Source organism: Pseudomonas sp. GW823-FHT06B06 (genome assembly GCF_058795195.1).
In genome coordinates, this window is sequence record NZ_JBXAHO010000031.1 from 1 (window position 1) to 24267 (window position 24267).

At 60.7% G+C, this 24267-nt stretch carries 28 protein-coding genes and 1 pseudogene; 18 read left to right on the top strand and 11 right to left on the bottom strand.

Annotated features, from left to right (window positions below):
* Window positions 1-201 precede the first annotated feature (201 nt).
* Window positions 202-1089, top strand: a complete 888-nt coding sequence (rhtA, locus tag AC1Q8Q_RS23690) for a threonine/homoserine exporter RhtA (protein ID WP_020795980.1) — start codon at window positions 202-204, stop codon at window positions 1087-1089.
* A 169-nt stretch (window positions 1090-1258) separates the two neighbouring features.
* A complete protein-coding gene (locus AC1Q8Q_RS23695; protein WP_033045385.1) occupies window positions 1259-1540 on the top strand; it encodes a hypothetical protein in 282 nt (93 codons plus the stop codon).
* Between the two features lie 12 nt (window positions 1541-1552).
* Here the strand turns inward: AC1Q8Q_RS23695 and AC1Q8Q_RS23700 are convergent, their stop codons facing one another.
* A complete protein-coding gene (locus AC1Q8Q_RS23700) occupies window positions 1553-2113 on the bottom strand; it encodes a TetR/AcrR family transcriptional regulator (protein WP_033045387.1) in 561 nt (186 codons plus the stop codon).
* Between the two features lie 93 nt (window positions 2114-2206).
* On the opposite strand from AC1Q8Q_RS23700, the gene AC1Q8Q_RS23705 reads away from it, so the two are divergent.
* Window positions 2207-2935 carry an SDR family oxidoreductase gene (locus AC1Q8Q_RS23705; RefSeq protein ID WP_020795977.1) on the top strand — a complete coding sequence of 243 codons (729 nt, stop codon included), beginning with the start codon at window positions 2207-2209 and terminating at the stop codon, window positions 2933-2935.
* A 39-nt stretch (window positions 2936-2974) separates the two neighbouring features.
* Window positions 2975-3565 carry a 2-hydroxychromene-2-carboxylate isomerase gene (locus AC1Q8Q_RS23710; RefSeq protein ID WP_492615562.1) on the top strand — a complete coding sequence of 197 codons (591 nt, stop codon included), beginning with the start codon at window positions 2975-2977 and terminating at the stop codon, window positions 3563-3565.
* 64 nt (window positions 3566-3629) lie between these two features.
* Here the strand turns inward: AC1Q8Q_RS23710 and AC1Q8Q_RS23715 are convergent, their stop codons facing one another.
* The 4 genes from AC1Q8Q_RS23715 to AC1Q8Q_RS23730 all read right to left on the bottom strand — a co-directional run bounded on the left by AC1Q8Q_RS23715 (window position 3630) and on the right by AC1Q8Q_RS23730 (window position 7852).
* Window positions 3630-5438, bottom strand: a complete 1809-nt coding sequence (locus AC1Q8Q_RS23715; protein ID WP_492615563.1) for an aminopeptidase P family protein — start codon at window positions 5436-5438, stop codon at window positions 3630-3632.
* A 64-nt stretch (window positions 5439-5502) separates the two neighbouring features.
* A complete protein-coding gene (locus AC1Q8Q_RS23720) occupies window positions 5503-6660 on the bottom strand; it encodes an aminotransferase class V-fold PLP-dependent enzyme (RefSeq protein ID WP_020795974.1) in 1158 nt (385 codons plus the stop codon).
* A gap of 206 nt (window positions 6661-6866) precedes the next feature.
* A complete protein-coding gene (locus AC1Q8Q_RS23725) occupies window positions 6867-7481 on the bottom strand; it encodes a LysE family translocator (RefSeq protein WP_020795973.1) in 615 nt (204 codons plus the stop codon).
* Between the two features lie 101 nt (window positions 7482-7582).
* Window positions 7583-7852, bottom strand: a complete 270-nt coding sequence (locus tag AC1Q8Q_RS23730; RefSeq protein WP_492615564.1) for a hypothetical protein — start codon at window positions 7850-7852, stop codon at window positions 7583-7585.
* Between the two features lie 389 nt (window positions 7853-8241).
* Here AC1Q8Q_RS23730 and msuE point away from each other — a divergent pair, with 389 nt between their 5' ends.
* The 4 genes from msuE to AC1Q8Q_RS23750 all read left to right on the top strand — a co-directional run bounded on the left by msuE (window position 8242) and on the right by AC1Q8Q_RS23750 (window position 12388).
* The gene (gene msuE, locus AC1Q8Q_RS23735) at window positions 8242-8805 is read left to right on the top strand and encodes an FMN reductase (RefSeq protein ID WP_168758701.1); all 564 of its coding nucleotides are present in this window, start codon (window positions 8242-8244) and stop codon (window positions 8803-8805) included.
* A gap of 10 nt (window positions 8806-8815) precedes the next feature.
* Entirely contained in the window at window positions 8816-9955 is a 1140-nt protein-coding gene (gene ssuD, locus AC1Q8Q_RS23740; RefSeq protein WP_168758702.1) for an FMNH2-dependent alkanesulfonate monooxygenase, read from the top strand.
* A 116-nt stretch (window positions 9956-10071) separates the two neighbouring features.
* Window positions 10072-11259: an acyl-CoA dehydrogenase family protein gene (locus AC1Q8Q_RS23745; RefSeq protein ID WP_492598471.1), complete on the top strand. Its 1188-nt coding sequence runs from the start codon at window positions 10072-10074 to the stop codon at window positions 11257-11259.
* Between the two features lie 25 nt (window positions 11260-11284).
* Entirely contained in the window at window positions 11285-12388 is a 1104-nt protein-coding gene (locus AC1Q8Q_RS23750; protein WP_020795968.1) for a sigma-54 interaction domain-containing protein, read from the top strand.
* Here AC1Q8Q_RS23750 and AC1Q8Q_RS23755 read toward each other — a convergent pair.
* Window positions 12385-12750, bottom strand: coding sequence for an antibiotic biosynthesis monooxygenase (locus tag AC1Q8Q_RS23755; RefSeq protein WP_020795967.1), 366 nt, complete (start codon window positions 12748-12750; stop codon window positions 12385-12387). The genes AC1Q8Q_RS23750 and AC1Q8Q_RS23755 overlap by 4 nt on opposite strands.
* Before the next feature lie 96 nt (window positions 12751-12846).
* Between AC1Q8Q_RS23755 and soxR the strand changes: the two genes are divergently transcribed.
* Window positions 12847-13320 carry a redox-sensitive transcriptional activator SoxR gene (gene soxR / locus AC1Q8Q_RS23760; protein WP_020795966.1) on the top strand — a complete coding sequence of 158 codons (474 nt, stop codon included), beginning with the start codon at window positions 12847-12849 and terminating at the stop codon, window positions 13318-13320.
* 109 nt (window positions 13321-13429) lie between these two features.
* Here the strand turns inward: soxR and AC1Q8Q_RS23765 are convergent, their stop codons facing one another.
* Entirely contained in the window at window positions 13430-14170 is a 741-nt protein-coding gene (locus AC1Q8Q_RS23765) for a MetQ/NlpA family ABC transporter substrate-binding protein (RefSeq protein WP_492615565.1), read from the bottom strand.
* A pseudogene (locus AC1Q8Q_RS23770) lies at window positions 14145-14282 on the bottom strand (SfnB family sulfur acquisition oxidoreductase); the annotation flags it as partial. The pseudogene AC1Q8Q_RS23770 and the gene AC1Q8Q_RS23765, both read right to left, overlap by 26 nt.
* Window positions 14283-14590: 308 nt before the next feature.
* On the opposite strand from AC1Q8Q_RS23770, the gene AC1Q8Q_RS23775 reads away from it, so the two are divergent.
* From AC1Q8Q_RS23775 to AC1Q8Q_RS23815, 9 genes are all read left to right on the top strand, one after another.
* Window positions 14591-15049 (top strand): VOC family protein, encoded by a 459-nt coding sequence (locus AC1Q8Q_RS23775; protein ID WP_020795964.1) that lies wholly within the window; start codon window positions 14591-14593, stop codon window positions 15047-15049.
* A 282-nt stretch (window positions 15050-15331) separates the two neighbouring features.
* Window positions 15332-16531, top strand: coding sequence for a PepSY-associated TM helix domain-containing protein (locus tag AC1Q8Q_RS23780; RefSeq protein ID WP_492615566.1), 1200 nt, complete (start codon window positions 15332-15334; stop codon window positions 16529-16531).
* Window positions 16528-17070 carry a PA2404 family protein gene (locus AC1Q8Q_RS23785; protein WP_020795962.1) on the top strand — a complete coding sequence of 181 codons (543 nt, stop codon included), beginning with the start codon at window positions 16528-16530 and terminating at the stop codon, window positions 17068-17070. Before AC1Q8Q_RS23780 ends, AC1Q8Q_RS23785 begins: the two co-directional genes overlap by 4 nt.
* The gene (locus AC1Q8Q_RS23790) at window positions 17067-17396 is read left to right on the top strand and encodes a hypothetical protein (protein WP_033041967.1); all 330 of its coding nucleotides are present in this window, start codon (window positions 17067-17069) and stop codon (window positions 17394-17396) included. The genes AC1Q8Q_RS23785 and AC1Q8Q_RS23790 overlap by 4 nt, the downstream gene beginning before the upstream one ends.
* Window positions 17393-17965, top strand: a complete 573-nt coding sequence (locus AC1Q8Q_RS23795; protein WP_151142956.1) for a DUF6162 family protein — start codon at window positions 17393-17395, stop codon at window positions 17963-17965. The genes AC1Q8Q_RS23790 and AC1Q8Q_RS23795 overlap by 4 nt, the downstream gene beginning before the upstream one ends.
* Window positions 17966-18000: 35 nt before the next feature.
* On the top strand, window positions 18001-18927 hold the full coding sequence (locus AC1Q8Q_RS23800; protein ID WP_151142958.1) for a metal ABC transporter substrate-binding protein: 927 nt from the start codon (window positions 18001-18003) through the stop codon (window positions 18925-18927).
* Window positions 18924-19769 carry a metal ABC transporter ATP-binding protein gene (locus AC1Q8Q_RS23805; RefSeq protein WP_033041973.1) on the top strand — a complete coding sequence of 282 codons (846 nt, stop codon included), beginning with the start codon at window positions 18924-18926 and terminating at the stop codon, window positions 19767-19769. The genes AC1Q8Q_RS23800 and AC1Q8Q_RS23805 overlap by 4 nt, the downstream gene beginning before the upstream one ends.
* On the top strand, window positions 19769-20668 hold the full coding sequence (locus tag AC1Q8Q_RS23810) for a metal ABC transporter permease (protein ID WP_033041974.1): 900 nt from the start codon (window positions 19769-19771) through the stop codon (window positions 20666-20668). Before AC1Q8Q_RS23805 ends, AC1Q8Q_RS23810 begins: the two co-directional genes overlap by 1 nt.
* Window positions 20669-21571, top strand: a complete 903-nt coding sequence (locus tag AC1Q8Q_RS23815; protein WP_492615567.1) for a metal ABC transporter substrate-binding protein — start codon at window positions 20669-20671, stop codon at window positions 21569-21571.
* A gap of 324 nt (window positions 21572-21895) precedes the next feature.
* On the opposite strand, the gene AC1Q8Q_RS23820 is transcribed toward AC1Q8Q_RS23815, so the two are convergent.
* From AC1Q8Q_RS23820 to AC1Q8Q_RS23830, 3 genes are all read right to left on the bottom strand, one after another.
* A complete protein-coding gene (locus AC1Q8Q_RS23820; protein ID WP_033041979.1) occupies window positions 21896-22123 on the bottom strand; it encodes an MbtH family protein in 228 nt (75 codons plus the stop codon).
* A gap of 81 nt (window positions 22124-22204) precedes the next feature.
* The gene (locus AC1Q8Q_RS23825; RefSeq protein WP_492615568.1) at window positions 22205-23617 is read right to left on the bottom strand and encodes an aspartate aminotransferase family protein; all 1413 of its coding nucleotides are present in this window, start codon (window positions 23615-23617) and stop codon (window positions 22205-22207) included.
* A 57-nt stretch (window positions 23618-23674) separates the two neighbouring features.
* A complete protein-coding gene (locus tag AC1Q8Q_RS23830) occupies window positions 23675-24157 on the bottom strand; it encodes a GNAT family N-acetyltransferase (RefSeq protein WP_020795953.1) in 483 nt (160 codons plus the stop codon).
* Window positions 24158-24267 lie beyond the last annotated feature (110 nt).

Genomic DNA, 24267 nt, shown 5'->3' on the forward strand with positions numbered 1-24267 from the left:
CCAAGGAGTTTTCCGTTTCGACTGCGCCGGAAGTGGGGCGAATTATAGGCTTCCAGAATCTGCCGTCAAGCATTGATCTGGTTTTTCTATCGAGAACACAAAAACAGCGCTTATATATAGACGCGCCTGCACCGATTGCGCAGTATATTGCCCAATACCAAGCACAACACTCAAGTTCCATACCTCGGACGGTGCCTCCCAATGAACGATCAGCCGCGCAGCCTTGCCTCGACCCTGTTTTCGGTCGGCCTGCTATTAATAGCCATGGCATCGATTCAGTCGGGAGCCTCGCTGGCCAAAAGCATGTTCCCCATTATCGGCGCCCAGGGCACCACCACCTTGCGATTGACCTTTGCCAGCGTGATCATGGTGTTGCTGCTGCGCCCATGGCGAGCGAAGCTCACCGCAAAATCACTGCGCACCGTCATTGTCTACGGCATGGCACTGGGCGGCATGAACTTCCTCTTCTACATGTCCCTGCGCTCTGTTCCCCTGGGTATCGCGGTCGCGCTGGAGTTCACCGGGCCATTGGCCGTTGCCATCTATGCTTCGCGCCGCGCCATCGACTTTTTGTGGATTGCCCTGGCCGCTGTCGGCCTGCTGCTATTGATACCGACGGGGGCCACGGCACAAGGGATTGATCTACTGGGGGCCGGTTACGCGTTGGGTGCAGGTGTCTGCTGGGCGCTGTACATTCTCTTCGGGCAGAAGGCTGGTGCCGACAACGGTGTACAGACCGCCGCCCTGGGGGTGGTGATTGCCGCCCTGTTCGTCGCCCCCATCGGCATCGTTCATGCGGGTGCAGCGCTGTTGACCCCGTCATTGATTCCGATCGCCATCGGTGTTGCCATCCTGTCCACGGCCCTTCCCTATACGCTGGAGATGGTTGCCCTCACGCGCATGCCGGCCAAGACCTTCGGCACATTAATGAGCATCGAACCGGCGGTGGGTGCCTTGTCCGGTTTGTTGTTCCTGCATGAATTCCTGTCTTTGTCACAGTGGATGGCCATCCTGTGCATCATCCTGGCTTCCGTCGGTGCCACCATGACGATGGGCAGTGCCGCCAAGCCCGCCGTTGCAGCCGATTGACGACCGGTTTTACACAGACTCTGGTATTTACCGCTCAATTAGGCCATGTTTAGGCCCGCAACCCAGTGCCAGAAATGGACTTTTTCAGGACAGGGACCTCAAAACGCTTCATGCGCAAGCGAATACTGCCAGACCGGGCGATAGATCCGGGAACGCTACAAGGATAGCAATGAAACGAATTTTGATACTGATCGCCGTTCTTGCAGTTGCGGGCTGCGCGGCGACCGCCAAACCCCAGATCAAACACGGAAAGAAAGGGATTCATATCAACTGTTCGGGGCTGTCGTCCTCGTGGGAACAGTGCTACACCAGCGCCGCCAACTCGTGCGCCCCCAAGAACTACAAGGTCATCGCCAAATCCGGCGATGCCGTGGAAGAGCCGGGTGATTATCCGTTCGGACTCAACCCCGCGGGCTATGCCAGCCGCAGCATGATCGTCATCTGTAAATGATCTGAGCCGTTGTCAGGTCCTGGGGCCTGCCAACTGGCGGCCGATCTCCTCATGGCTGGACTTCAGCACCCTGCGCTGCAGATCCGGCGTGATGAGCATTCGCGCCACCACCAGTGCACCGATGCATTGCGACAGAATCGCCCAAGCAAGACTGTCGCTCTCCAGCACCCGCGCCCAACTTTCCTGAAGCTGGCAGATCCAGTGCTCAGCCTGCTGTCGAATCAGCGGATCGGAGCGGGCGATCTCAGCCCCCAACGCCGGTAATGCACAACCTGTTTCCGGGTGCTCGACGTGGGACATGCTCAAGTAGAGCTTGAGGCAACGCTCGAATTTGTCGCGCCCCTGATCAGCCCCCAGCCGCTCCAGGCTCTGACGCAACTCACGCTCGACTATGGAAGCGAACAACGCGTCCTTCGACGCGAAGTGGCTGTAGAACGCGCCACCACTCAAGCCGATGGCTTTCATCAAACCGTCGACCCCCACCGTGGAAAACCCGGATTGCTTGGCCGACAGCGCGCTGCTTTGCAGCAGTTTCTCTCGGGTTTCCAGCTTGTGACTGGCTGAATAACGCATGGCCCTTCCCTCAGGTTCCGTGATCTTGACGCCTGTCGAATCGTAGCATAACGTTCGTTTAGTTAACGATCGTTTACTAAAGAGGTCCAGGCAATGAATAATAAGAAGGTCGTGCTGGTTGTCGGTGCGGGAGATGCCACGGGTGGCGCCATTGCCAAGCGGTTTGCTCAAGAGGGATTCGTTGCCTGCGTGACCCGTCGCAGCGCGGACAAACTCCAGCCACTGGTCGATGCCATCAGGGCTGGCGGCGGCGAAGCCCACGGCTTCGCCTGCGATGCCCGCAAAGAAGACGATGTGATTGCGTTGGTCGAGCAAATCGAAAGCGACATCGGCCCGATCGAAGCGTTCGTGTTTAACATCGGCGCCAACGTGCCTTGCAGCATTCTTGAAGAAACCGCCCGCAAGTATTTCAAGATCTGGGAAATGGCCTGTTTCTCAGGCTTTCTCAATGGTCGGGAAGTGGCCAAGCGCATGGCCAAGCGGCAACGGGGCACCATCCTGTTCACCGGCGCCACCGCCGGCTTGCGCGGCGCAGCAGGCTTTGCCGCGTTTGCCGGAGCCAAGCACGGGATTCGTGCGCTGGCACAAAGCATGGCTCGCGAACTGGGACCGATGAATATTCATGTCGCCCACGTCGTGGTCGACGGCGCGATCGATACTGACTTTATCCGTGAGAGCTTCCCCGAGAAGTACGCCACCAAGGATCAGGATGGCATTCTCGACCCCGAGCACATCGCCGAGAACTATTGGTACCTGCACAGCCAGCCCCGCGACGCCTGGACCTTCGAACTGGACCTGCGCCCCTGGAGCGAACGCTGGTGATCCGCCCCACCCTACGACAACAAGAAGAGTGCATCGACCATGAGCAAAACCGTGGAGTTTTATTTCGATCTGGGCAGCCCCGCCACCTACCTGGCCTATACCCAGCTACCGAAGATCTGTGAACAGACCGACAGCCAACTGGTCTACGTGCCAATCCTGCTCGGCGGAGTGTTCAAAGCCACCGGCAACGCCTCCCCGGCCACCGTCCCTGCAAAGGGCCGCTACATGTTCATAGACCTGGATCGGTACGCTAAACGCTACGGTGTCCCGTTGAAAATCAACCCGCACTTCCCGATCAACACACTGGTGCTCATGCGTGCCGTAACAGGTATGCAGATGCGCCACCCTGAGCGCTTTGCCGCGTTCGTCGATTGCCTGTTCAAGGCACTGTGGATCGAAGGTCGCAACCTCAATGATCCGGCCACCGTCGGGGCAGTACTGAGCGAAAACGGTTTCGACCCGGAAGAGATCCTGGCCCTGAGCGCCGACGAGGATGTCAAAAGCGCCCTCAAGGACACCACCGAAAAAGCCGTGCAACGCGGCGTATTCGGTGCACCGAGCATGTTCGTCGGCGAGCAACTGTTCTTCGGCCAGGATCGACTGGACTTTGTCAGCGAAGCCCTAAGTTAAAAACCTAGGGCCCAGTCGACAATATGAGCCCGGACGCTGGAGACAGCGCCCGGGCCAAAGTCGGTCAAACGGCCGCAGTTCGCGTGTTCAACCACTCCAGCGCAGCACCCTCGAGCAACGGGCTCAAGCGTTCGCGCACTTCGGCGTGGTAGGCGTTGAACCACTGTTTTTCCTCTTCGCTCAGCAGCGAGGTTTCAAGACAGCGCGTATCGATCGGGCACAGGGTCAGGGTTTCGAACTTGAGGAATTCACCGAATTCACTGCTGCCTGCCTCGCGGTTCATGGCCAGGTTCTCGATTCGCACACCCCAGCGTCCTGGACGGTAGGTGCCCGGTTCGATCGACGTGATCATGCCTGGCAGCATGGCGGTTTGCGGCGCGGGGGCGGCCTGGTAGGCAATCACCTGCGGACCTTCGTGGACGTTGAGGAAATAGCCGACGCCGTGACCGGTGCCGTGACCATAGTCGACGCTTTCGGCCCAGATCGGCGCCCGGGCAATGGCGTCCAGCAGTGGCGACAGAATGCCCTTGGGGAATTGCGCACGGGACAAGGCAATCACGCCCTTTAGCACGCGGGTGCAATCGCGTTTCTGTTCTGCCGTTGGTGTGCCGACCGCGACCATCCGCGTGATGTCGGTAGTACCACCCAGGTACTGGCCGCCGGAATCGATCAGCAACAAGCCGTCACCTTCGATCACCGCGTGCTCTTCTTCGGTGGCGTGGTAATGGGGCATGGCACCGTTGGCGTTGAATGCGGCAATGGTGTTGAAGCTCAGCGACACGTAACCCGGCCGGCGTTTACGTGCCGCGGTCAGTTTTTCGTCGATGGTCAATTCGGTAATGCGCTCACGGCCCCAGGCCGATTCGAGCCAGGTGAAGAATTCGCACAGTGCTGCGCCGTCCTGCTCCATGGCCTGGCGGATGTGTTCGGCGTCTGCCAGGCTCTTCTGGGACTTGGCCAGGGTAGTCGGGTTCAGGCCTTCGATCAGCTTGACAGCGCTATCGAGGTTACCCAGCAGGCCCGCCGTTACCCGCGCCGGATCGACCAGCAGGCTTGCACCCGCCGGTATGGCGCGCAAGGCGTCGGCCACTTCGCTGTAGTCGCGCAAGGTCACGCCGTCCTGCTCCAGGACCGCACGCAGCTGCGCATCGACCTTGCCTAGCGCGACAAACAGCGTCGCCTGCTGCTGGCTGATCAAGGCGAAAGAGATGAACACCGGATTGAATGACACATCGCCGCCACGCAGGTTGAACAGCCAGGCGATGTCATCCAGGGTGGCAATGAAATGCCAGTCGGCAACACGTGCCTGCAAAGTCTCGCGCAGCTTGGCGAGTTTTTCGCCGCGGCTGACGGTCGCTTGCGGCGGCAAGTGCTGATAGATCGGTTCGTTCGGCAGGCTCGGGCGGTCACTCCAGACTTGGCTCAACAGGTCGATGTCGGTGCGCAGGCGTGCGCCCCGCTCCTCAAGCTTGCTGCCCAACGTGCGTGCGGAAGCCACCGCCATCACCGCGCCATCGACTGCGACCACTCCACCCTGTGGGGTTTGCTCGGCCAGCCAGTCCAACGGCCCGGGTTGCCCAGGTTGCAGCTTGACCAGCTCAATGCCACTGCCCTTGAGTTCCTTGCTCGCTTGTTCCCAATAGCGGCTGTCGGCCCAGACGCCTGCGAAATCCGCGGTAACGATCAGGGTGCCAACGGAACCGTGGAAACCCGACAGCCATTGGCGCCCTTGCCAGTAACCCGGCAGGTATTCGGACAGGTGGGGATCGGCCGACGGCACCAGCAAGGCATGGATACCCTCCCGGCTCATCAGCTCGCGGGTTTGCGCCAGGCGCTGGGGCACTGACCCGGTGATCGTAAACTGCGTATTCATCGTGACTCCTGCTAACCACTTGTCATTATTGTTCAGTGCCGATCAGGGTCGGCGCCTGGTTGCCCTATTGCCAGAATGCCGGAGCACTGGCGCAGGCGCTTTTAATCAGCTGTACCGCTTGATCGATATCCTGCTCGGTGGTGAACCGCCCCAGGCTCAAGCGAATGGTGCGACTCGCCGTGCGGGCATCATGCCCCAAGGCCAGCAGCACATGGGATGGCGCATTACTGGCGGAATTACAGGCCGAGGTCGCGGAAAACGCCATCGAGGCGAGCAATGCCGCGGAGTTGAACTCGCCTTCACTGAAGGTCAGGCTCAGGGTATGCGGGATGCGCCGGGTGAGGCTGCCATTGAGCCGCACACCCGGAATGCTCAGCAATTGCTCAAGCAGGCGTTCACGCAGGCGCACGATCAAGGCTTTTTCTTCATGGAACGAGGCCGCCGCCAGGGCAAAGGCCGCGCCCATCGCGGCAATCTGGTGGGTCGCCAGGGTACCGGAACGCAAGCCGCCTTCGTGACCGCCGCCGTGGATCTGCGCCAGCAAGCGCTGGTGCGCACGCGGGCCGACATACAGCGCACCGATGCCTTTGGGGCCATAGAGCTTGTGCGCCGAGAAGGACATGAGGTCCACCGGCCACTGCGCCAGGTCGATCGCAACCTTGCCCGCGCCTTGCGCCGCGTCGACATGAAACAATGCATTGCGCTCGCGCACCACCTGGCCGATGGCCGGGATGTCGTTGACCGTGCCCAGTTCATTGTTGACCAGCATCAGCGACACCAGGAAGGTGTCCTCGCGCATGGCGTCGCTGACCGCTTGCGCGGTGATCAGGCCATCGGCATCCGGCACCAGGTACGTCACCGCCACGCCGCTGTCCTGCAACTGCCTGGCGGTATCGAGGATGGCCTTGTGTTCGATCTGGCTGGTGATGAGGTGGCCGCAGGCCGAGCCGCGCGCCTGGGCCACACCCTTGAGGGCAAGGTTGTTGGATTCGGTGGCACCCGAGGTCCAGACGATCTGTTCTGGCGTGGCGCCAACCAGTTCGGCAACCTGGCGCCGCGCCTGCTCTACCGATTGCCGGGCCTGTTGGCCAAAGGCATGGGAGCTGGAGGCCGGATTGCCGAAATTACCGTCAAAGCCCAGACACTCGACCATGATCTTGATGACTCGCTCATCCACCGGCGTGGTGGCGGCATAGTCGAAATACAGCGGACGTTTATTCATAAAAGACTCGCAGAGCGTGTTCCGGGATCAGGAAGCTCATGACTGCAAACGGCGAAACGCAGCCTTATGAGCTGCGTGCGGTTTTCAGAAGGTTACCAATACCTGATCGGATGCCGTTAAAGAAGAACAACTTCATTTAAAAGTGCGTCGGAACGCTCCTGATGAGCCAGCTTAACAGGCATCGGGCGAGCGGTTGAAGCAATGCGTCAGCTAAAGCTATCGAGCAAGATCGGATACAGCGACGCCACCAGCAGCGCGGCCATGCCCCAATTGAACAGGCGCAACCAGCGCCGGTCCTTGAGGACATTGCGCAGCAGCGTGCCGCAAGCGGCCCAGACACCGACGCTCGGCAGGTTGATCAGGGCGAACACCGCGGCAATCACAACCACGTTGGTGAAATAGCCCTGCATCGGTGTGTAAGTGCTGATGGCACCGATGGCCATGATCCAGGCCTTGGGATTGACCCACTGGAATGCGGCGGCGCCCAGGTAGCTGATCGGCTTGGGCTCGCCTTTGCCGCTGTCCGAGACAGGCCCGGAGTGCGCGATTTTCCACGCCAGGTACAGCAAATACGCCGCACCGACGTAACGCAGCACGGTGTAGAGCAGCGGATACGCCTGGAACACCGCGCCGAGCCCAAACCCCACTGCCACTACCAGCACGAAGAATCCGCAGGTGATGCCCAACATATGGGGAATGGTCCGCTGAAACCCGAAGTTCACCCCCGACGCCAGCAACATGGTGTTGTTCGGACCCGGTGTGATCGAGGTAACGAGGGCAAACAGGGCAAAGCCCAGCAGCAGATCGAGCGAGAGTGTCATGGGTGGCAGTCCATCGGGGTCAGTCAGGTATTGACCCTATCGCGAACGCCCGGGGAAACCCATGGACAGTTAGGCGAAAGTTCCAGCAGTACAGTTTTGGCTCAGCTCTGGCGACCGTGCAGCTGTACAGCTCGTTCGGCGTTCATCTCGCCCTGCTTGTCGAAACCAAAGGTTTTCCGTGGCTCGCCGAGCAGTTCGGCTTTTTTCGCGTGGTATTCATCGAAGGACAAGCCGCGACGATTCAGGGCTTCCAGCGCCAGCTCTCGGGTTTCTTCAGCAGTGTAAGGGCGCAATTCCGGGGAAACATGGCTGGCACATCCGGCAACTACGGAGACCGCGAGCAGCAAGAAAGTGGCGATTAAAGGTTTCATTTTCGGCGTCCTGGCGTTGTGTTCGGGGCAATGAACACAGGCTACTCGCGCCTTTAGCCGAGCAAAAATCAACGCTCTCGATAGTCGCTATCGGGTTTTTCTAATGCAGCCCGTTTGCAGCCTTTTTATCTCTTAATGATCTATAAATATCGTTTTATTGTATTTTGAGGAATAACAGACAAGCTTTATAACAATTGCCTCCACTGTTGCCCGAACAACTGTTTACCAGGCAACAGTCCTTCAACAAACAGCCCGTGGAAATCAACAGCGCGACCTGCCCGGAGCGCTGAAAGCCCGATAAATCGGGGCTTCAAGGGATTGGTACAGCTCTTGCTCAACCCGGTGACTACCCACTGCTCGCAGAGCTTCTGTTTAAAAAGGAACTGATCATGTCGCGCCCCTTGAAAGTCGTTGCCCTCTCCGGTGGTACCTGGCGTCCTTCGCGCACCCTGGTGCTGACCCAAGCGCTGTTGGCTCAGCTGGCCGAGCAACTGCCGATCGACAGCAAGCTGATCGAGCTAGGTGACATTGCCCGGCCTCTGGGCGCGGCGCTGTCGCGCCAGGAATTGGCAGCGGATATCGAAGCCGAACTGCAAGCGATCGAAAACGCCGACTTGCTGATCGTCGCCGCGCCGGTTTATCGCGGCTCCTATCCGGGTCTGCTCAAACACCTGTTCGACCTGATCGATCTCAATGCCCTGGTCAACACACCGGTCCTGCTGGCCGCCACCGGAGGCAGCGAACGTCACGCGCTGGTGCTCGATCATCAACTGCGGCCGCTGTTCAGTTTCTTCCAGGCCTTGACCTTGCCGATTGGCGTGTATGCCACCGAAGCCGATTTCTCCAATTACCAGATAACCAGTGAGCCCTTGAAGGCTCGCATCCGCCTTGCGGCAGAACGCGCGGCGCCGTTGTTCGGCGTGCACCCCAACCATCTGCTGAAAATCGCTTAAGGATTTGTTCATGGATGTTTTCTGGTTTCTGCCGACCCACGGCGACGGTCATTACCTGGGCACCACTCAAGGGGCACGCCCGGTAACGCTTAATTATCTGAAACAGGTGGCCCAGGCGGCGGACAGCCTCGGTTACCACGGTGTGTTGATCCCGACCGGGCGCTCCTGCGAAGACTCGTGGGTGATCGCTTCGGCGCTGGTGCCGCTGACTGAACGCTTGCGCTACCTGGTGGCTATCCGCCCGGGAATCATTTCGCCAACGGTTTCTGCGCGCATGGCCGCCACCCTGGATCGACTGTCCAATGGCCGCCTGCTGATCAATGTGGTGACGGGAGGCGACCCCGATGAGAACCGTGGCGACGGCAGTTTCCTCGATCACAGCGAACGCTACGAAGTTACCGATGAGTTCCTGAAAATCTGGCGCCGGGTGCTGCAAGGCGAATCTGTGGATTTCGAAGGTAAACACCTGCGGGTACAGAACGCCAAAGCGCTATATCCGCCGGTACAGAAACCCTATCCGCCGCTGTACTTCGGCGGTTCCTCCGATGCCGCCCATGACCTGGCGGCCGAACAGGTCGATGTCTACCTGACCTGGGGCGAGCCACCGGCGGCCGTGGCGCAGAAACTCGCCGATGTGCGTGAGCGGGCCGCGCGCAACGGGCGCACCGTGAAGTTCGGGATCCGATTGCATGTGATCGTGCGGGAAACCGCCGAAGACGCATGGAAAGCCGCTGACAAATTGATCGAACACATCAGCGACGAGACGATCGCCGCCGCACAGAAGTCGTTCTCGCGCTTCGACTCCGAAGGTCAACGGCGCATGGCTGCGCTGCATGACGGACGTCGCGACAACCTGGAGATCTCGCCCAACCTGTGGGCCGGTGTCGGGCTGGTGCGCGGCGGTGCCGGGACGGCACTGGTGGGCGATCCACAGCAGGTGGCCGCGCGGATCAAGGAGTATGCGGACCTGGGTATCGAGAGTTTCATCTTCTCCGGCTACCCGCACCTCGAGGAGGCCTATCGTTTTGCCGAACTGGTGTTCCCGCTGTTGCCCGAGCCGTATGCCAGCCTGGCCGGTCGCGGTGTCACCAACCTCACCGGACCGTTTGGCGAAATGATCGCCAATGATGTGTTGCCGGCCAAAGCCTGACGTCACCCGTCCTGTAGGAGCTGCCGCAGGCTGCGATCTTTTGATTTCAAAGATCAAGATCAAAAGATCGCAGCCTGCGGCAGCTCCTACAGGACCCACAAGAAAAGGATCCCCGCGTGACCGCCAAACCGCAAAGCGCCCTGATATCCCCGTTGCAGACCGCCCGCCAATTGGCCGCCGGGTTTGCCTTGACCGCCGTTGAGCGCGACGAGCGTGGCGGTACGCCCAAGACTGAACGCGATGCGTTGCGCCACAGCGGCCTGCTGGCGTTGAGCATTCCCAGACAGTTCGGCGGCCTGGGTGCGAGCTGGAGTGAAACCTTGGCCATCGTGCGCGAGTTCGCCAAGGTCGACAGCTCGATTGCCCATGTGTTCGGCTTCCATCACCTGATGCTCGCCACCGTGCGCCTGTTCGCCCGGCCCGAACAATGGCAGCCGTGGTTTGAACAAACCGCCCGCAAGAACTGGTTCTGGGGTAATGCCCTCAACCCCCTGGACACCCGCACCGTGGTGAAAAACCTTGGCGGCTGGCGTGAGTTTTCCGGCAAGAAAAGTTTTTGCTCCGGCGCCAGTGATTCAGAAATGCTGATCGCCTCGGCAGTGGATGAAAACGCCGGTGGCAAGCTGTTGATCGCCGCCATTCCCAGCGGCCGTAGCGGCATTACCCTGCACAGCGACTGGAACAACATCGGTCAGCGTCAAACCGACAGTGGCAGCGCGACCTTCGAACGGGTACGGGTCGAAGAGTCGGAACTGCTGCTCGATCCGGGTCCGTTGAGTACGCCGTTCGCCTGCCTGCGCCCGCTGATCGCCCAGCTCACGTTTACTCACCTGTTCCTCGGCATCGCCGAAGGCGCCTTCGAAGAGGCGCGGCAATACACACTGACCGAAACCCGGCCATGGCATAAATCCACTGCCAAGGAAGTGAGCCAGGACCCCTATGTGCTCGGTCACTACGGTGAATTCTGGGTGGCCCTCGAAGGCGTGCGTTTGCTGGTGGAGCGTGCCGCCGACTTGCTCGACAAGGCCTGGGCCAAAGGTCCTAGCCTCAGTGCCGAGGAGCGCGGATATCTCGCCACCGCCATCGCCGCGGCCAAGGTCGCGGCAACGCGCAATGGCCTGGAGTTGTGCAGCCGCTTGTTCGAGGTGACCGGCGCGCGTTCGACCCATGCCTCGCTGCGCCTGGACCGTCATTGGCGCAACCTGCGCACGCAAACCCTGCACGACCCGGTGGATTACAAACTCCAGGAACTGGGTGACTGGGCGCTGAACCAGGCCCTGCCGATTCCGACTTTCTATTCATAGCTTGCCCATCAAGGAGCGTGCCCCCATGCAACTGCTGACCTTACCGCCCTCGCCCGCTCTGGCCACGTCGATACGCGCCACGGCGCAGGTCTTCGAAGATCCGAAATCCCAGGCCTTGCTGGCGCATTTGCAACAAGTCGCACCCAGTGATGCCAGCGTGCTGATCATTGGTGAAACCGGCACCGGAAAAGAGTTGGTGGCGCGTCATATCCACAATCTCAGCGCCCGGCGTAACCGGCCATTCGTAGCGGTGAACTGCGGTGCGTTCTCTGAATCCCTGGTCGAAGCCGAATTGTTCGGTCATGAAAAAGGTGCATTTACCGGTGCCCTGAGCGCCAAGGCCGGCTGGTTCGAGGAAGCCAACGGGGGCACGTTGTTCCTCGATGAAATCGGCGACTTGCCGATGGCGATCCAGGTCAAGTTGTTGCGCGTGCTGCAGGAGCGAGAAGTGGTACGCCTGGGGTCGCGCAAGAGTATTCCCATTGATGTGCGCGTGCTCGCGGCCACCAACGTGCAACTGGAAAAAGCCATCAACGCCGGGCACTTTCGCGAAGACCTGTATTACCGGCTCGACGTCGTCAGCCTGGAACTGAGCCCGCTGCGCGATCGCCCGGGCGACATCCTGCCGCTGACGCGTCACTTCATCAATGCCTATAGTCAGCGCCTGGGTTACGGCGACATCACCATCAGCAAAGAGGCCGAACTGAAACTGCGCAGCTACAGTTGGCCGGGCAATATCCGCGAACTGGAAAACGTGATTCACCACACCCTGTTGATTTGCCGTAACGGCGTGATCGAACGCGATGACCTGCGCCTGTCGAACATGCGCATCGAGCGTCAGGACGACTATCACAGCCAGGTCGACGACTGCGCCGAAGCCCTGCTCGACCGGGCCTTCCAGAAACTCTTCGACCAACAGGCCGGCGCGCTGCATGAGAAAGTCGAAGATGCCTTGATGCGCGCCGCCTATCGTTTCAGCCATTACAACCAGGTGCACACCGCCGCCCTGCTGGGGCTGAGCCGCAATGTGACCCGCACGCGCCTGATCAAGATGGGTGAACTGGCGGTGAACAAACGCCGGCCCGCAGAAAACATTCAGGGTGAGCGCTTGGTGCAACTGTCGATCTAACCCACCAGCGTGCAGTGCAACCCGTGGTCGGGGCTGCGTTCCAGGCTGTGCAGCACCTGGAACGAGCCGAAGGTCACGGTCTTCGCCTGATGAGCGCGAATCAGTTGCCAGAAATCCTGTTCCCCGCTTTCGAACGCCTGAAACGCCGCCTCCCCCGCCTCGCGGGTTTGCCATTGCAGGTAGTTGAGCACCCGTCGCCCGTCTTCGCTGGCCTGGATGCTGGCACTCAGAAAGCCGCTGTGGTGCTGGGCCAGACGCTCGGTCTGCCGCGACAGCGCTGACACCAGGGCCGATTGCTGTTGCGGTTCGATTTCGAATTCGATCAGTTGGGTGAAGCTGCGATGTTTCGCTGGCGCGTGCATGAATAATCCCCCACTCAGGTGCAAGGCGAATCTTGCGATCCGAAGGTGTGCAGGGTAAAACCTCCAGTTAAGTAAAGGTCAAGAGGCATTTTTCAAATGATCACCTTGGAAAACCTGCATAAGGAACTCAGCGTCGGCCAATTGGCCGCCCGTAGCGGCGTCGCAGTCACGGCGCTGCACTTTTATGAATCCAAGGGGTTGATCAGGAGCAATCGCAACCAGGGCAACCAACGACGCTATCCAAGGGAAGTGCTGCGGCGGGTGGCGTTGATCAAGGTGGCCCAGCGGCTGGGCATTCCGTTGGCGGAGATTGGCGAGGCACTCAAGGCACTGCCGGATAACCGTGCACCGACGGCGGCGGATTGGAAGGATATGTCGGCGCAGTGGGGTCGGGATCTGGATGAGCGGATCAATCAGTTGACGTTGTTGCGCGACAAACTCAATGGCTGCATTGGCTGTGGGTGTTTGTCGATGGAGGCCTGTCCGTTGCGTAATTTTGGGGATGTGCTGGGGGAGCAGGGACCAGGGGCGCAACTGCTGGAATCGGGAATCGATCCAAGAATGAGTTGAGCCCTTCGCGAGCAAGCCCGCTCCCACATTCGACTAGGTTCCACCTGAAGAACTCGGTCAAAAGGTGGGAGCGGGCTTGCTCGCGAAGCGGTCTGCCAGGCGACGAAGATTAGAACCCCGGCGCGATCTGGCCTTTGTAACGAGTCAGGATGAAGTGGCGCACCTCATCGGAGTTCAACGCCTTGGCCAGTTTCCGCAGGCCCGGATCGTTGATGTTGTCCGGCCGTGCCACCAGGAACTCGATGTAAAGGCTCTTGCCCTTCTCCACGATCAAGGCACTGTTGGTATCGATCCCGGCCTCCAGGGCGTAGTTGGCGAAGACGAACGCCAGGTCGACCTGACTCACCGAACGCGCCAGCAATGCGCCCTCCAGTTCACGGATTTTCAGGTGCTTGGGGTTTTCAACGATGTCCCGCTGGGTCGCCAGGGTGTTGCCGGGGTCCTTGAGTTTGATCAGACCCGTTTCGTGCAAGAGCACCAAGGCACGACCGGTATTGACCGGGTCGTTGGGGATCGAAACGGTGGCGCCGTCCTTGAGCTCGGCGATGTTTTTGATTTTGGTCGAGTAAGCACCGAACGGCTCGATGTGCACGCCCACCACTGGCACCAGGTGGGTGTGACGGGTCTTGTTGTAGTCATCGAGGAACGGCCGATACTGGTAATAGTTGGCGTCGAGATTCTTCAGCGCCAGCTGCTGGTTGGGCTGGATGAAATCGGTGAACACCTTGATGTCCAGGTCTACGCCTTCCTTGGCCAGCGTCGGTTTGACGAATTCGAGGATTTCCGCGTGCGGCACCGGGGTGGCGCCGACGGTCAGTTTTTCGTTGGCGTGAACGCTCGCGTTCCGCATCTTGCTCCAGCAGGATGGCGGCGACCTGTTCAGCTACCCGCAGCGCTTCGGCTTCGTCGGCGATCCGGTGGGCGGCCGGCGGGTTGATCGGATAAACGGCAGATAGGGACATGCAAGACTCTCGATACCAGTGTTTATCGAAGGTCATTGCAGCTTCCGTGCCTGATGGCGCGGGTCCGTGTTCAAAGGGGGTTCAGGGTATTTTGAAGGTTTCTTCGTGACGAAGTCAGGCAATCTGCTGCTTCACTGTTGGTGGCTGAACAGTGTCGATGAACCCTCAGGTTCGGAGCGCGTCGGGACAATCTTTTTGGAAACTTGAAACATGCTGAAGATCAAAACAAAAGATCGCAGCCTGCGGCAACTCCTACAATTGTTCGGCTGGAGAGCGATCTTCAATCCACAAGAAAAGGGAGAACCATCATGAGCGTTAAACCGATTCCAGAGGGTTATCACAGCATCACCCCATACCTGGGCATTCAAAAAGCCGCCGAAGCCATCGAGTTCTACAAAAAAGCCTTCGGCGCCATCGAGGTCATGCGCCTGGCCATGCCCGATGGCGGCATCGGCCACGCCGAACTGCGCATCGGCGACTGCCCGATCATGCTCGGCACACCCTGCGATCAAGGGCCGCTGAGCAATCCAGACAACTCGCCGTCGGTAGGCTTGCATCTGTACGTGACCGATGTGGACAAGTCCTACAAACAGGCGATCGAGGCTGGCGGCATCGTGGTGTCAGAGGTCAAGGATCAATTTTACGGCGACCGTTCCGGGACCTTGAGGGATCCCTACGGGCACCTGTGGTTCCTGGCCACACGTAAAGAGGATCTGACCCAGGAGCAGATCGAGCAGCGGGCGAAAGAGATGTTTCAGCAAGGCTGACGCACTGTTGGCTTGTAGGAGCCAGGCTTGCCGGCGAACTGTTCGCCGCGGTGCACCTGACGGACCGCATTATCGTTCTTCGCGGGCAAGCCTACCTCCTACGACGAAACACGAAACACGAAACATTTTCTTTCATATCACCCTTCGGGATTTCGGGTGCTCATCCGTCCTATATAGATGCAGTCCTGTCGCGTGGGCAAAAGCCACGACCGGACCGTCCATGGACCTCATCGCTGCGAAGCCCGTAGCAGAGGCCCTTCATCGATATAAGACGCCTCAATCATGTCGAAGAAATCCCGCTCAAAAATCTGGTTCCTGGTCCACAGCTGGCTGGCACTGCCGATCTGGTTTTTCGTGCTGATCGTCTGTGTGACCGGCACGCTGGCGGTGGTCAGCCAGGAGATCGTCTGGCTGGCCAATCCGCAAATGCGTGCCAGCCAACCGGCGGATGACGCGCCACGGCTCAATTACGACCAGATCGTTGCCGCGATCAAGCAAGCCGAACCCGACATCATCGTCGACAGCATCAGCCGCCCCGACGAAGCACATTTCGCGCTGGACGTTCGCGTCAACTACCCCGATGGGCGTGAGTTGACGGTGTACGTCAACCCATACACCGGCGCCATCCAGGGCCCCGCCCCGCAATTCAACTTCCAGGCCTTCACCCGTGCCCTGCACGGCTGGTGGCTGGTGCCGTTCACCAACGGCTACAGTTGGGGCTGGTACTTGGTGTCGTTCCTCAGCCTGCCGATGCTGGCCTCCCTGGTGACAGGCCTGGTGGTGTACAAGCGCTTCTGGAAAGGCTTTTTCCGGCCAACCCTGCGCATTCGCCAAGGCGCACGGATTTTCTGGGGAGATTTCCATCGCCTCAGCGGCATCTGGTCGATCTGGTTCATCGCGGTTATTTCCATCACCAGCACCTGGTTCCTGATCGAAGCGTTCATGTTCGATAACCAGATTTCCATCTCCACCGCGCCGGTGGCGGCCGTGGTCCCGCGTGAAAGCGTGCCGCTCACCACCGATGGATCGCCCACGCCGATGATCAGCCTGGAGGCGGCGATCCGCGAGGCCAAGGCGCGCATCCCGGGGCTCGACGAGAGCTTTGTGAGTATGCCGGCCAACGCCTACAGCTACCTGTCGATGGGCGGGCGCAGTTGGTATCCGCTGATGTTCCAGACAGCCGACATCAATCCCTACACTGGCGAAGTCGCCGCCACGCGCCTGCTGTCGGACCGCTCGAGCCTGGAGTTCGTGACCGAATCCATGCGTCCGCTGCACACCGGTGATTTCGGCGGAATCTGGATCAAGCTGATCTGGTGCTTCTTCGGCCTGCTGTTGAGCATGATGGTGCTCAGCGGCCTGCTGATCTGGACCAAGCGCACCGCCCTGGCCACGGCCAACGCCCTCAAGCGCAGCAACAAACGACCACGCGACGAGGCTGCTACGGCGAGCAGCGCTGGAACCACGGAGATCAGCCAATGAGCCAGGTCCCCACGCACGCAACCCGTTCGACGCTGAGCCGCTTCTGGCACAAATGGCGTTTCCACATCAACGTTCTGCTGCTGCTGGTGCCGCTGGGTTTCATGCCCAAGTACTTCGCCGATGCCGCGCTGTTTCGCGGTGATACGGGCCTGGGCGAGCGGGAAATCGGCGAAGTCCAGGTCGGCCCCTGGAGCCTGCGCCTGGCCGAACTTCGTAATGAAGCACCACGGCCCGATGGCCCGGCCGGCTACATGAAGAGCTTCAACGCCGCGCTATGCGACAGCTGTCGCGAGCAGGTCAAGGCGACTTACCTGCGCATCGGCAAGCCCCGCAGCCTGCGCGCCGCCGGAGTGATTTTCTTCGGCACGCCCTACCGTATGGGCGCCATGCTGCCGGTCCCGGCAAAAACCAAGGCCGACGCCGAACTGTGGATCACCATGGAAGGCTGGGACGGCTCCATGCATCAGGCATCCATTCCTCTGAGCCAGGCCTCCCCCGCCACCCTCGCCTGGCTGTCCACCCAAGGAGGCAAACCATGATCAACCTCATCCGCCCTATGAGCGCCGCGTTGCTGGTACTTAGTGCCGGCTTCAGCGCCAGCGCCCTGGCGCACAACCCGATGTGCGAGTGCAAGGCCATCGACGCCGAGCAGATCAAGTGCACCGGCGGTTTTTCCGACGGCAGCGGTGCACCTGGCGTGACCCTGGACGTGATCGGCTACGACGAAACCATTTTGGTGCCGGGCAAGCTCGGGGCCGACTCGACCTTGACCTTCAAGAAGCCCGGTGCCGAGTTCTATGTGCTGTTCGACGCAGGCCCCGGCCACGTAGTCGAGATCGACCAGGCGGACATCGAAAGCCCATGAGTACGCCAACCACGCACATCGTCCGCCCGGCCGGCGCCGGCCATGAAACCCTCTATGTATTGCTGTTGTGCCTGATGATCCTGGCGGTGGCAGGTTCAGTAGTCGCCTGGCGCGGCGAGTCGCCGCAAGTGAGCAGCGTCAACAGTCATCAACTGGATGCCCGCCGCGATCTGAGCGCTTCCGAACAAGGCATCTACGCCGATTTACGCGTGACGCTGGATGAGATTCACCTGCTGCGCCAGGAACAACACAGCCTGCCGACACCTGAAAGCCTCGCCGATGAAGGATTTGCCCCCTTTGCCCGGGACGCCAGCTCGGTCAGTCGTGGTGGCCATGCCTGGCAATTGCTCGAGGCCGGGGCGTACTTCGGGCAGAGCCAGAGCGTCGACATGGCGGGCTCGTTCCTGATGCGCCTGAGTGCGAACGACGACGCCCCGGACATCTGGCTCAACCGCGCCGCCGACCTCAAGGCCCCTGTCGACCTCAGCGATGCCACGCTTGAAGGCGCCGGCTGGCAACAGGTCGTCGCGCAATTCGATGCCGGCGTGACCCGCCAGCACCGGCACTGAACCTTCGCCTTCATCCGAGAGAAGACCGCTTTCCCATGCCTATTTCATCGCTACGTTCTTTCCTGCGCCTGTCACTGATCGGCCTGCTGGCCTGCCTGTTGACACCCCTGGCCAGCGCCGATGAGGCCAAGCGCCTGCGCATCGGCATCACCCTGCACCCGTATTACAGCTATGTGGCCAACATTGTCGGCGACAAGGCCGAGGTGGTGCCGCTGATTCCCGCCGGCTTCAATCCCCATGCCTACGAACCACGGGCCGAGGATATCAAGCGTATCAGCGGGCTCGACGTGATCGTGCTCAACGGCGTCGGCCATGACGACTTCGCCGACCGTATGATCGCTGCCAGTGAAACGCCGAACGTGCCGGTGATCGAGGCCAACGAAAACGTGCCGTTGCTGGCTGCCACCGGCGTCGCCGCGCGTGGCGCGGGCAAAGTGGTCAACCCGCATACCTTCCTGTCGATCAGCGCCTCGATTGCCCAGGTCAACAATATCGCCCGTGAACTGGGAAAACTCGACCCGGCCAACGCCAGGACCTACACCGAGAACGCCCGCGCCTACGGCAAGCGCCTGCGCAAGATGCGCGCCGACGCCCTCGCCAAATTGACCGCGGCGCCGAACGCCGAGTTGCGCGTGGCCACGGTTCACGCCGCCTACGATTACCTGCTGCGCGAATTCGGCCTGGAAGTGACTGCGGTGGTCGAGCCGGCCCACGGCATCGAACCCAGCCCAAGCCAGCTGAAAAAGACCATCGACCAACTGCGTGAGCTGGACGTTAAAGTGATCTTTTCGGAGATGGATTTCCCCTCCACCTATGTCGACACCATCCAGCGCGAATCCGGGGTGAAGCTGTATCCGCTGTCGCATATCTCCTACGGCGAATACACCGCCGACAAGTACGAAAAGGAAATGACTGGCAACCTCAACACCGTGGTGCGGGCGATTCAGGAGTCCGGGGCATGACATCAAAAGCAACCATCCCGGGCGATGCACAATCCCCTGTGGGAGCGAGCCTGCTCGCGAAGGCGTCCAGCCAGGCGATATCATCATTGAATGACACAGCGCAATCTCGAGCAGACTCACGCCTGCAGGTTTCGGGTCCGACCCTGGATTTCGCCGACATCAGCCTGACCCTCGGTCGCACGACCATCCTCGACCACGTCACGTTTCAAGTGAGGCCCGGTAGTGTGCATGCGCTGGTAGGCCCCAACGGCGGCGGTAAAAGTTCGTTGATCAAGACCCTGCTCGGACAGATGCCGCACCAGGGCCGCTTGAGCCTGCAATGGCCAGGCGAGCCGGGAACGATCGGCTACGTGCCCCAGGCGCTGGAATTCGATCGCGGCCTGCCAATGACCGTTGACGATTTCATGGCCGCGATGTGCCAGCGACGCCCGGCGTTCCTTGGCTTGAGCAAGCACTACGCGAAGGCGATTGGCGACGCGCTGGAGCGGGTCGGCATGCAGGACAAGCGCAAGCGGCGCATGGGCGCGCTGTCGGGAGGCGAGCGTCAGCGGGTGTTGTTGGCGCAAGGACTGATTCCGGCGCCGCAACTGCTGGTGCTCGACGAACCGATGTCGGCCCTTGATGAAGCCGGCATCCGCGTGTTCGAACGCTTGCTGGACGATTGGCGTGCGGCGGGCATCACCGTGCTGTGGATCGAGCACGACCTGGAAGCGGTCGGACGCCTGGCCGATCACGTCACCGGGCTGAATCGCCGCGTGCTGTTCGACGCCACGCCACGACAAGCGCTGACCCCCGATCGCCTGCTCTCCTTGTTTTCGACCCATCCACGGAGCGCTGCCTGATGAGTTACGAAGCCTTTCGATTGATGGTCCAGGGGTGGGCCTCGTCGGGTTATCTGCCTGAGGCGCTGGCCTATGGATTTGTCGTCAACGCCTTGCTCGCCGGCCTGTTGATCGGCCCGGTGCTGGGCGGTCTGGGCACCCTGGTGGTGGTCAAGCGCTTCGCGTTTTTCTCCGAAGCGGTGGGCCACGCGGCACTGACCGGCGTGGCCATCGGCATCCTCCTGGGCGAACCCTACACCGGGCCATACGGCAGCTTGTTCGGCTACTGCCTGCTGTTCGGCATCTTGCTCAACTACCTGCGCAACCGCACGGGCCTGGCGCCGGATACGTTGATCGGTGTGTTTCTGTCCGTGTCGTTGGCGTTGGGTGCCAGTCTGCTGCTGATCCTGGCGGGCAAAATCAACGTGCACATCCTCGAGAACGTACTGTTCGGATCGGTGCTGACGGTCAACGGCAATGACCTGCTGGTGCTGGCCATCGTCGGTTCGCTGGTCATGGCCCTGGCCTTGCCACTGTACAACCGCATCATGCTCGCCAGCTTCAACCCGCAATTGGCGGCAGTGCGCGGGGTGGCGGTGAAGTCCCTGGATTATCTGTTCGTAATTCTGGTAACGCTGATCACTGTCGCCGCCGTGAAAGTCATCGGCGCCATCCTCGTTGGTGCGTTACTGGTGATACCGGCCGCGGCGGCGCGCCTGCTCAGCCAGTCACTGAAGGGCTTCTTCTGGTGCTCGGTACTGATCGCCACCGTGAGCACGCTGTGCGGGATTCTCGCACCGATTGTCTTTGACCTGCCGATCCCGTCCGGTGCGGCGATCATCCTGGTGGCCGGTATCGCCTTTGCCCTGGCCGCCATCGCGCGCGGCGTCGTCCCCAGCCTCAAAGGGAACCTTGGATAAATGTCATTTTCTCTGCGACAACTGACCCTGGCGCTCGCCCTGTGCGGGCTGGCCACAACCGCCATCGGCGCTGACAGCAGCAAACCTTTGCGGGTGCTGGCTTCATTGCCGATCACCTACGGCCTGGGCGAAGTGCTGCTCAGAGGCACCGATGTCAGCCTTGAGCGCGCGGCGCCAGCCAACCTGCCTGGCAGCCGCCAGACCGCCTACTTCACCGGACGTGGCGCTCCGGCGCTGGCCAAGCTGGCGACCGGCGCCGATGCGGTGATCGGCTTGCGCTCGCTGTGGCCGGACGATCCGCTGTACCCGATTTCCCGGCGCAGCAACATCCGCATCATCGAAGTCGACGCCGCGCGTCCAGTGGATGGCGCCCTGCCCGGCATTGCCGTGCAGCCGGGCAGCAAGGTCGATGGCTTGAACAGTCAGCCGTGGCTGGCCAGCAACAACATGGGACGCATGGCCGACGTGATGGCGGCGGACCTGGTGCGCCTGGCCCCCAAGGCCAAACCTGCGATCGAGGCGAACCTGGCGACGCTGAAACAGCGGTTGCTCAAACTCAGCGCCGACAGCGAAGCGCGCCTTGCTGCCACGGACAACCTCAGCGTGATGAGCCTCAGCGATCACCTTGGCTACCTGATCAGCGGACTCAATCTGGAGTTGGTTGGGCTCGATGCACGGCCGGATGCCGAATGGACGCCAGAGGCGCTGAAGGTATTGGAGGCGACGCTCAAGGACAATGATGTGGCGGTGGTGTTGCATCATCGGCAGCCCTCAGACGCGGTGAAAGCGGCGATTACGGAGGCCGGGAGTCGGTTGGTAGTGTTGAGTGTCGACGCCGCTGATCCGGTGGCGGAACTGGAAGGAAATGTGGATCTGCTGATCAAGGGGTTGAGCGGTGCATAGCACCAGATACACCGCTTTATCGTTCTTCCCGGAGGAGCCAGGCTTGCCGGTGAAGAACGATAACGCGGTATGACAGATAATCCGCAGTGTCTGGTTCGCGGGCAAGCCTCGCTCCTACAGGCGAAGAACGATAACTCAGTGTGACAGCTACGCCGCAGCGCCTGGTTCGCGGGCAAGCCTCGCGCCTACAGGCGGAGAACGATAACGCGGTGTGACAGCTACACCGCAGTGTCTGGTTCTCGGGGCCTCATCGCTCGCTCCTACAGAATGAAAAAGCCCGCTGACCAGACCGGCTCAGCGGGCTTTTTGTTTGCAGGCGTTGACTCAGTGCGCCACAGCCACCTGCTCATCCATCTTCTGGCGCAGACTCAGCGGACGCATATCGGTCCAAGTCTCTTCAATATAGGCCAGGCATTCTTTTTTCAGCCCGCTTTTGCCCACGGTACGCCAGCCCTCGGGCACGGCTTTGTAGTCGGGCCAGATCGAGTATTGCTCTTCATGGTTGACCACGACCTGAAAGAGGATGTCCTCGCGGTCGAATACTGACGTCATGCTGTCTCTCCATCGCTGCAGGGTCGGCTGTACGCTGTGTGCAGCCGCTATATGGAAGGAACGTTCCAGGGCTCTGGAAATTTAGAGACTGGCGGTGGCAGCGGCCAATGCCCTGCCGAAAATCTCGGCCACTCGATCAATTTCCGAGGCGGTGATCACCAGCGGTGGCAGAAAGCGAACCACGGCACCCAGGCGGCCGCCCAGTTCAAGGATCAAGCCGCGCTTGAGGCATTCACGCTGCACCAACGGCGCCAGTCGCGCAAACGCCGGAGGATGACCCAGGGCATCCGTCACTCCGGTCGGATCGACCAGCTCCACACCGAGCATCAGGCCTCGACCTCGAATATCACCCAGTTGCGGGAAGTCACGCTGAAGGATGCGCAGGTGCTCGTTCAGGCGTTTGCCCATGGCGGCGGCATGTTCGCAAACCTTGTGTTCGACCAGGTAACGCATCACGGCGGAACCGGCGGCCATCGCCATCTGATTGCCGCGGAAAGTCCCGGCATGGGCGCCCGGCAGCCAGGTGTCGAGCCAGTCGCGATAGACCACCACGGCTAATGGCAAGCTGCCGCCGATTGCCTTGGACATGACTACCACGTCCGGAATGATCCCGGCGTGCTCGAAAGCGAACATCTTGCCGGTACGGGCAAAGCCGCTCTGAATCTCGTCGACGATCAACGCCACGCCGGCTTTTTCGGTAATCCGGCGCAAGCCGCGCAACCAGTCGAGATCGGCCGGGATGACCCCACCCTCCCCCTGCACTACTTCGACGATCACTGCAGCCGGCAGCTGCACGCCGGCCTCGGGATCGTTCAACAGGTTTTCCAGATAGTGGAGGTTGGCCTTCACCCCCTGAGCGCCACCCAGGCCAAACGGGCAACGGTAATCGTAAGGGTACGGCATGAACTGCACGCCGCTACTAAGCAACGCACCCAGGGGCTTCTTCGGCCCAAGGCTGCCCATCAGGCTCAACGCGCCCTGGCTCATGCCGTGGTAACCGCCCTGGAATGACAGCACGGTGCTGCGGCCGGTGGCCGTACGCACCAGTTTCAGCGCGGCTTCCACCGCATCGGTGCCGGTGGGACCGCAAAACTGGATCTTCGCTTGTGCAGCCAAGGCTTTTGGTAACAAGCCGAACAGGTCCTGGACGAATTGATCCTTAACCGGCGTGGTCAGGTCCAGGGTGTGCAGCGGCAGTTCGTCGGCCAGCACGCGCTGGATCGCTTCGATCACCACCGGGTGGTTGTGCCCCAGGGCCAGCGTCCCGGCGCCGGCCAGGCAATCGATGAACGTGCGACCCTCAACATCTTCGACATACAGGCCCTTGGCGCGCTTGAGTGCCAGGGGAATACGGCGCGGATAGCTGCGGGCGTTGGACTCCTGCTGGCTTTGACGCGCCAGCAACGGCGATTCGTTGAACTGATAAAGCGTGTCGGCCGGCACCGGAGTAAACCGGGCCGACTGGTCTTGCACAAGCCTGGTAGCGACGGCCATCTCTCGACCCCTCAATAAGGTTTTCCTGTTCTGGAAACGCACCGGGAGCCCGAGGATTTAGACCACAGCCAACGCTTTGTGCATGGGGATGGCATAGAGACCCGCTACCGCGAACGCCTGGGCGTAGGCCCGATAACCCAGGCGCCGGTAAAAAGCCTCGCCGGTGCGGGTGCTGTTGAGTCGTGAATGCCGCAGCCCCTGACCGATCAACCAACCTTCGAGATCGCGCACCAGCGCTTTCCCGATCCCGCGACGAAACCATTCCGGCAGTACGTAACAGAACGCTACCTTGCCGTTGCTGGAGGCCATGGCGACACCCACGGGTTTGTCCTGCAAGAGCGCGATGTTCAGGTACAACCGCCGGTCGGTGAACCAGGGAAGAATGTGTTCGATGGTCTTGTTATGGGTCCAGTTGGCAACGGTTCGCAGGTTGTTGCGGTGGTCGGGCACGCAACCGACCCGGATGGAGCGCTTTATGATGCGACAAATGATGCCGGCGTCCGCCGGGGTTGCCTGGCAGGTGTGTAGCGAAGCTTCCATGATGCTGTGACCTCAGTCCGTTGAGTCTGAGCAACGATAGTCGTGGAAGGTCCGGGCGGCCAATACCGAGAAGTTACATCTCATGTGCACACAAACCCAATGCAGGAGCA